Annotated in this window: 1 protein-coding gene; it reads right to left on the bottom strand. The window is 61.0% G+C overall.

The genetic code is table 11. The annotated features are described in order from the left end of the window. Window positions 1–42: 42 nt before the first annotated feature. Window positions 43–359: hypothetical protein (locus SB689_RS22690; RefSeq protein ID WP_410694331.1), on the bottom strand; the 317-nt coding region annotated here is incomplete at its 5' end.

Here is a 359-nt window from a genome sequence, read left to right as displayed (position 1 = left end):
CGAGCAGGGATATGACTGATCTAATGGGTGCTCGCACGCGACTCATACCCCGAGGAAACGTGCCACGCCCGTCAGGGCCACACCAATCACGGCGCCGAACCCACACACCGCGGCCAATTCCCAGCGCGCGCGTTGAGCGATCGCACGACGAAGCGACGCCTTGTCTGCGCAGTTCGCCGCAATGAAGTACGCCGGCACGCCATCCCGATCACGCGAAATCCGCACGGATCCAGCGTCAAGCGCGGTCTCCAGTGCAGTCGGCATTGGCAAATACGACGCGAGCATCCATCGAATGGTTTTCATGAGTGATTTCGATCCTAGTCCTGATGCGACCTGGACTCTTCCCGGCGAGCCGATAG

It is taken from the genome of Chryseobacterium sp. SIMBA_038 (assembly GCF_046535115.1).
Taxonomy (GTDB): Bacteria; Bacteroidota; Bacteroidia; order Flavobacteriales; family Weeksellaceae; genus Chryseobacterium.
Note: the sequence above shows the minus strand (reverse complement) of the source record. Positions and strands in the feature narration are given on the sequence as shown.